This window comes from Paraconexibacter sp. (assembly GCF_041602235.1).
Taxonomy (GTDB): Bacteria; Actinomycetota; Thermoleophilia; order Solirubrobacterales; family Solirubrobacteraceae; genus Paraconexibacter.
Map to the genome: position 1 here is coordinate 1 of NZ_JBFIGP010000198.1, position 7295 is coordinate 7295.

9 protein-coding genes are annotated in these 7295 nt (G+C 71.2%); all 9 read right to left on the reverse strand.

Annotation, left to right across the window (positions count from 1 at the left end; all coding sequences use genetic code 11):
* Window positions 1-543 (reverse strand): hypothetical protein (locus tag ABYE80_RS14570; RefSeq protein WP_372791011.1); only part of this gene is annotated, 543 nt, incomplete at its 3' end.
* Between the two features lie 65 nt (window positions 544-608).
* Complete coding sequence (locus tag ABYE80_RS14575; protein ID WP_372791012.1) at window positions 609-1388, reverse strand: hypothetical protein; 780 nt, start codon at window positions 1386-1388, stop codon at window positions 609-611.
* Window positions 1385-2191: a hypothetical protein gene (locus tag ABYE80_RS14580; protein ID WP_372791013.1), complete on the reverse strand. Its 807-nt coding sequence runs from the start codon at window positions 2189-2191 to the stop codon at window positions 1385-1387. The genes ABYE80_RS14575 and ABYE80_RS14580 overlap by 4 nt, the downstream gene beginning before the upstream one ends.
* A complete protein-coding gene (locus ABYE80_RS14585; RefSeq protein ID WP_372791014.1) occupies window positions 2188-3993 on the reverse strand; it encodes a hypothetical protein in 1806 nt (601 codons plus the stop codon). The genes ABYE80_RS14580 and ABYE80_RS14585 overlap by 4 nt, the downstream gene beginning before the upstream one ends.
* A gap of 80 nt (window positions 3994-4073) precedes the next feature.
* Window positions 4074-4274, reverse strand: coding sequence for a hypothetical protein (locus ABYE80_RS14590; RefSeq protein WP_372791015.1), 201 nt, complete (start codon window positions 4272-4274; stop codon window positions 4074-4076).
* 8 nt (window positions 4275-4282) lie between these two features.
* Entirely contained in the window at window positions 4283-4483 is a 201-nt protein-coding gene (locus ABYE80_RS14595) for a hypothetical protein (protein WP_372791016.1), read from the reverse strand.
* Window positions 4484-4491: 8 nt separating this feature from the next.
* Window positions 4492-4701, reverse strand: coding sequence for a hypothetical protein (locus ABYE80_RS14600; protein WP_372791017.1), 210 nt, complete (start codon window positions 4699-4701; stop codon window positions 4492-4494).
* The gene (locus tag ABYE80_RS14605; protein ID WP_372791018.1) at window positions 4698-4919 is read right to left on the reverse strand and encodes a hypothetical protein; all 222 of its coding nucleotides are present in this window, start codon (window positions 4917-4919) and stop codon (window positions 4698-4700) included. The genes ABYE80_RS14600 and ABYE80_RS14605 overlap by 4 nt, the downstream gene beginning before the upstream one ends.
* Before the next feature lie 129 nt (window positions 4920-5048).
* A partial coding sequence (locus ABYE80_RS14610; protein ID WP_372791019.1) for a M14 family zinc carboxypeptidase occupies window positions 5049-7295 on the reverse strand: 2247 nt, incomplete at its 5' end.

Below are 7295 nucleotides of genomic sequence, written 5' to 3' on the forward strand. Positions count from 1 at the left end.
GAGCCAGGTCCCCGCCGGGAGCGTCAGGGACAGGATCGTCGTGTAGGTCGAGCACGTCGTCGCGACGGGCTCGGCGTCCTTGCGCGTGTAAAGCACCTCGCTGGGACCGCGCGGTCCTGTCGCGCCCTGGGCTCCCGGGGTACCGGGATCCCCCTGCGGCCCTGCCGGACCGGCAGGTCCTGCCGGCCCGGCCGGTCCCTGTGGCCCCGCCGGTCCGGCAGGTCCCGCAGGCCCGCCGGGCCCCGCCGGCAGTTCACCGGACCGGAAGTCCCTAGCCAGGAGCGACCCGTCCTTGACCTCCGACGAACGCACGGCGCCAGCCTTGATCTCGGAGGCGTTCACGGCGTTCCTCCTGATCTCCGACGCGCGGACGGCGTTCTTGCGGATCTCGGACGCGTTGACCGCGTTCGTGCGGATCTGCGCCGCGCCGACGCTGTTCCTCGGGATCGTGATCGCCGCGTAACTGGTCCCGCTCAGGGCGATGACCAGCGCCAGCGTCGCCGTGACGTTCGCGTAGCGGCTCGTTCCGAAGATGCGGCGCATGACTGCTCCCCAGGGTCGATGGCGGCATCGACCGTGGGAAGGCCGACGGGTGATGCACTACGACCCTATCGGGTGAGCGGCGGCGCGGACGCCGGTGGATCGACCCGGACGGGTCGGTTGATGTCGCGCAGGCGCAGGTCGACCTCGACCTTCAGGCCCGATCCTCCTCCGGTCTTCGCGCGCAGTTCGGGCGGGACCGCAAGGTCGACCGAGAGCGTCAGCCGCCGCAGGAGCCGGTCCTTCGCGCCGGTCCGGATCTCGATCGAGGAGCCCGACACCGTGCGGGAGAGGCGTTCGGCCTCGTCCTCGCCGAGGGTGTCCCGCCCCGCGATCCGCGCGAGGTCACCCAGTGCCTCGGACGCGTCGAGGGTGCCGGTGATCCGGTCGAGGTCTCGTTGCCGCGTGGTCCTGGCGTCCTTGATCCACCGGTCGATGTTCAGTCCGAGGTCCTCCAGGCTGGTGGCCTCGCCCTCCCCGACCCGAAGGCCGGAGGCCTGGTCGTCGCTGAGGCGCACGGTGCGTCCCGCAGTGGCCACGAACGCCTGCTTCCCCGTCGAGATGAACGTCGCCTGGGTCCGTTGGCCGGCACGCCGGTCGAAGCGGATGCGCGCGACGGGGAGCGGCTTGTCGCCCGACAGGGAGAAGGGGCCCCGGAGCCCGACCGACACCCCGGCGCTCCCGCTGGGCACCAACCGGATCGTGAAGTCCAGCTCGCCACTCCGGATGTCGGCGAGCCGGTCGGCGGTCTGCTGCAGCGGCGAATCCGATCCGCCGCACGCGCCGAGGAAGAGGCCACCCGCGGACAGCGCCACCGCGGCGGAGCGTCGTGAGCGCAGCACGCTCATGGCGCGGTCGTGGTCGGGGTGGTCTGGGTCGGCGTGCTCGTCGTCGGCGCGGTGGTCGTCGTCGGGGGTGTCGTGCCGCCGGGTGTCGTGCTCGTGGTCGGAGCGGGGGTCGGCGTCGGCGCCGCCGTCGATGTCGGTGACGTGGTGGTCGGAGGTGACGTGGTGGTCGTCGGTGTGGTGGAGGTCGTGGTCTCGGTCCGTTCGTCGTCGTCCTCCTCGTCCTCCTCCTCGTCCTTGTCGCGCTTCGGCGCGACCGCGACGAGCTCGGTGGACAGCACCTTCGCCAGATCGGCGGTGATCGCGTCGACCTCCGCCTGGATGTCGGCGATCGGCTTCCCGGACTTGCGGAGGTCCTGCAAGCGTCGGCGCAGCTCGGCGATCTGCTTGGACCCCTCGGGGGTGAACCGCGTCTTCGTCCCGACGCCGACGGCGAACTGGTAGGCGCTCGCCATCGTCTGGCACAGCGTGCAGTTCTCGTTGAGGGCGACCGCGATGTTCTCCGGGGTGACCGTGTCCGGGGTGCCCGCGATGAGGAGCACCTGGATCGAGATCGCCACCGTCTGGCATTCGGTGCAGCTCGCGTAGGCGACGGCGGCGTTCTGGTTGTCCACCACCTCGCCGGTGACCCGGCGGATCTCGAAGGCCAGCTTGAAGACCGAGGAGCCGTCCTTGGTGTTGATCGCGACGGCCGACGTGTCCCCGCCGGACGATGCTCCGGTCGCGGGGCTCGCGGGGCCGACGACGAGGGCGACGGCGGCCAGCGCGATGGCTGCGGCTCTGCGGGCGGAAACGTGTCGGTTCATGGGCTCGTAGGGGGTGTGGTGGTCGTGGGGGCAGGAGTGGTCGCGGGCGTCGTGCCGGTGCCGGAGGGGGCGGTGGTGGCCGGCGCGGTCGTGGCCGGCGGGGGTGCCGTGGCGGGTGCCGTCGTCGCCGGGTCGACGGCCGCCGGGGTGGTCGCTGCCGTCGTCGGCGCCGTCTGCGTCTGGGTGCGGGACGTCGTCTCGGTCGTGGTCGTGCGCGTCGGGGTGGACCTCTCGCGCTCCGCGTCCTTCTGCACGGCGACGTCGTCGTCGGTATGACGGAACGGGGCGCCCTCGAGATCCTTCGCGCGCTCCACGGGCAGGGCGGCGCGGCCGCTGGGCACCGCCGTGAGGCTGCGAACGGCGGACACGAGCGTCCCGCGCTCCTGGCGCTGGATCGGACGGTAGTCGCCGTTCGGCCACCACGCCAAGGCGGCGAGCGCACTCGCCGCGACGGTGCCGAGGACCAACCCGCCGCGCCGCGCCGGGGCCGCCGCGGACCATGACCACGCACCCTCTCCGACACGGCGACCGACCCGGGAGACCGAGTAGACCATCCCGGCGAGCGGCAGGACCAGGACGAGCGTCTGAACCACGTTGAGGAGGCCCTCCCCGACATCTCCGGCGGAGAAGTAGCGGTCCGCGCGAGACGTGTGCAGGAGGAACGAGTCGTAGCCGGTCGCGAACGCGCGGGGAGCGTGCACGAGCATCACCACGAACAGCAGCGCGATCAGCGGGACGACGATGAAGATGTAGCTCGTCACCACCCGGCGCACCCACGGCTTGAGCTCGGTGACACGAGGGTCCGGCTCCCGGCCGGGGATCAGCCGTGACAGCACCGGCTTGATCCGCGTCAGCATGTCGGGCACGCCCGTGAGGTCCGAGATGATGTAGAAGCCGTCGAGCCTCAGGAGCGGCAGGGACTGCTGGATGATCGCGAAGGTCTGCAGGACCACGAGCAGCAGCAGCGGCTCGAACCCGGTGGCCGCATAGATCCCGGCGATCGCCAGGGCGAAGACGGCGTTGAAGTACATGCCGCCGAGATCGGCCCGGAGCCGACCCGCCTTCCCGAGGCGGTACGAATCCGTGATGTCCGTGTAGAAGGCCGGCCAGACGATGTAGATGCCGACGCCCATGACGCCGGGCTCGGCGCCGCCGTAGCGCGTGCCCGTGGCGTGCCCGATCTCGTGGAACGTCGTCGCGAGCACGACGCCGGCGAACAGCATCAGGATGAGCGTCGGGTCGTAGATGACGCTCCGCAAGCTCTGGCTGATGCCGTGGATGCCGAAGAGCCAGACGTCCAGCGCGACGAACGCGAGGAGGACGGCGACGACGACCGGCGGGAAGAAGAGCGGCTTGAAGACGGTCGTCACGCGGCGCACGGCGCCGGCGGGGATCACCCTCGTCTTGAACTTCAGCGCGAGGAGCGGGTCGACCTTCTCGATGGCTGGGCTGGAGCCGTCGCGGGCCGCGACCACGCCGAGCGGGCGGAGCTGCTCGTCGAGCAGCGTCGCCACCATGTCGGGCTCGACCTGGCGTTCGATCTCGTCGCTGAACCGCTGGGCCAGGGCGGCCTCGTCGGATCGGCCGTCGATGACCGTCGCGAGCGAGTAGAGCATCTCCGGCATCTGCACCATCTGCCCGTCGCTGCGGCGGGCGATGTACGGCGCCTCCTTGAACCCCGAGTCCTCGTACCGCCCGATCAGCTCGACGCCCTCCGCCAGTCGCGGTGGGGGCGCCGACGCCTCGGTGGCGCGGGTGGCGGGGCCCATGTCGGGCGTGGTCGTCTCAGGGGGAGTGGTCATCGAGGGGGATGCCGGGTCGCGCGACGAGGGGCGGCTCGTGAGCCGCCCCTCGGTCGTGCTGCGCGCGATGTGCGCGGTGGCTAGTTGCTCTGGTCGATCGTCACGTCCTGCGTCGCATCGGCGTACGCGACGGAGTTGTCGGACAGCACGTTCGCGGCGACCGCGGCGTTGACCGGTGCCGCGAGGTTGGCGTTGATCAGCGACATCGCTGCCTTCTCGGGCAGCTCCTCGCCGGCCAGGGCGTTGAGGTCTTCGCGGGTGAGGGGCTTGTACTCGGACATGTGGCTCCTTAGTTGCTCTGGTCGATGACGGCGGTCTGCTCGGCGTTCGCGTACGCCACCGAGTTGTCGGAGGCGACGTTGAGGGCGGCGGCGAGGTTCACGGGGGCGGCGACGTTCGCGTTGATGAGCGACATGGCGGCCTTCTCGGGCAGCTCCTCGCCGGCCATCGCGTTGAGGTCCTCGCGGGTGAGGGGCTTGTACTCGGACATGTGGCTCCTTAGTTGCTCTGGTCGATCGGCGTGGTCTGCGCGGCGTCGGCGTACGCGACCGCGCCGTCGGAGAGCACGTTGGCTGCCACCGCCGCGTTGATCGGGATGGCGACGTTGGCGTTGACCAGCGACATGGCGGCCTTCTCGGGCAGCTCCTCGCCGGCCATCGCGGTCAGCTCTTCGCGCGTCAGCGGTCGATGGGACTCGGGCTTGCTCATGGGCTCTCCTTCGCGGGGGGTGGGTCGGTCGGGTCCGCGCGCGAGGGATCCCGTGGCTCCGGGACGTCGTGCTGGGCCACGTTGGTGCTGCTGTGAACGACGGTCCGCGAGCACTGGCCGTCCTGGCCGGTGTTGAGCGACACCGCAGCAGTGATGTCCGCAGCGAGACGCACCCCGTCGGTGGTGCGTCGAACCTGCTTGCGGATCACCTTGCGCACGGAGCCCTTGTGCCCCGGGCGGCATCGGGTGAAACGGCGAGATGCGAATCTCTTCGCGTCTCCACGACACCTCGGAGCGGGCGCGCCGCCGGTCGGACCGACGACGCGCCGCGCACCTACCTGCGGCGGCTACTTGCCGTCGCAGACCTTCTTGAGCTTCAGCTCCTGGCCACGGGCGACCGTGACCTCGCTGGTCTCCTTGACCTGCCCGTCGATCTCGCAGGTGAGGGTGTAGGCCTCCGGGTGGCCGGTGGTCACCCTCCTGGTCGTCGAGTACAGGCCGACCGTGGCGGTCCACTCGCCGACCGCCGCCGCGAAGTTCACGACGCGGATGACGTAGGTGCCGCCCGGCACGATCTGGTCGCCGGTCAGGACGACGTGCTCCGGAGTGCCCGGGTTCTTGCCCGAGCCCGGGAGCGCCTTCAGCGTCCCGTCCGCCTGCTTGAGGTACAGCTCGAGGTCGTAGTCCTCGGGCGTGCCCCAGGTCACGTCGAACTGCAGCGCCTGCGGATGCTCGTCCGCGCCGAGCGTGAACTCACGGTCGGCCGAGGAGCTCGCCGGCGCGTTGTTCTCCGGGTCGAGGCCGCCGCCGGTGTACGTCGCGGTTCGCGACGGCGTCTGGGACAGCTCCTCGATCACCGCGCCACCGCCGACGAACGGCCGGGTGGACGGGTTGACGTGCCACTCGAACCTGCCCTTCTTCGGCACGACCGTGCTGACGTCGAGCTCGTCCTTGATCGTCTGCGGCTCCTGGAACCCGCCCGGGCAGGCGAGCGGTCCGGGGGTCTCCGCGACGGTCACGACCGGAGCGATCCCGATCGCGCAGTACGGGCTGGTCACCGTGTCGAACTGCTTGCGCAGTCGCAGCACCGCGCCCTCGGGCTCCTTGCCCGTGAGGATGCTGTGATCGGCGTCGGTGGCGGCAGCCTCCGCGGCGAGCAGCAGGGACTCCCGCAGACCGCCCTTGCCCGTGCCGACCCATTCCTTGACGACGCCGGTCTCGTACGGCATGTGGAACTGCCCGTCCTTCGGACCGATCTCCACGGTGAAGCCGTAGCCGCCCTGCGCGGCGTAGGTGTCGTCCTCCGTGGTGCCCGCGGTGTCGTAGAGCTGGAACGAGTACTGGGACTCGTAGCCGGCCGCGTCCGCCATGGCGTCGCCGATCTGCTTCATCCGAGCCTCGTCCGGGGCCTTGCCGCCGTCGTGCAGGCCGGGCGGGCGCAGCACCAGCGCGGCGACCGTGTGCAGCGACACCAGCGTGGTCACCGCGCGGGTGCGCGTGTAGTTCCACACCGCCTGCGTCTCCGGCTCCGACCGCGGTCCCGGACCGTGGAAGCTCTGCGAGGTCGGGTCCTGGCTGGAACCCGGACCACCCCAGAGGTTGCCGTAGTTGCGGTTGTTGTCCACGCCCCACTGCAGCTCGCACGGGACGTTGCCGTTGGGGATCGCGCCGTCGCAGTTCTTGCGGCGGTAGGCGAGGATGCCGCCGGGAGGGGCGACCGCCTCGACCAGATGGACGTTGTCGTCCGGGCCCAGCGGGTTGTTGTCGTTCGGGTCGACCTGCGAGGTCGTACGGCTGCTGACGTAGCCATCCGGGTTGATCAGCGGCACGACCGTGGTCCGCTCGGCCTCGAGCAGGCTCGCGATCCGGGCGGACGACCGCTCGTTTGCCAGCATGTGGGCGTACTCCATCGACGCCTCGGCGGAGGGCCACTCGCGGGCGTGGTGCACGCCCATCAGGAAGAACGTCGGACGGCCGTCGGCGCCGTCGACGTCCTTGGCCATCTCGACGCCCTGGATCGCGCGCCCCTGGAACGAGGTGCCGATGGTCACGGGACGCACGAGGCCCGGGTTGCCCTCGACCAGCTGCTTGAGCTCGTTCTGGATGTCCGAGTAGGTCCGGTAGGTGGTGCGGCCCGAGGGCAGGGGCGACCCGGCCTCGCCGACGCGGGCGGCGTAGCGCCGGTCGGCGGCCATGCTGCGCGCGCCGTAGGCCTGCATGTCCGACACGCGGACCGTCGACGCCAGCCCGCTGCTGCGCAGCAGGTCACGCTGGTCGGCGCCGGCGACGAGCACGTCGGCCCAGCCCTTGCCGCGGGCGTGCGTCACGTCGAGCCCGGCAGCTTCGAGCCGGGCGATCTGCTGCTTGCTCCCGCGCACGCGAATCACGGACACCGTGCCCAGGGACTTCGGGGGCGCGACGTCGAGCAGGGACACGGTCAGGCGCGCGGTCCGCGCCGCGCCCGCCCGGCGGCACGCGACGAAGTCGATCCGCTGTCCGGCCGTCGCCCAGGACTGCACGACCTCGCGGGACCCGAAGGCCTCCGAGGTCGCGAGCTGCCGACCGCTGGCGCGGTCGATGGCGACGAGATCCCA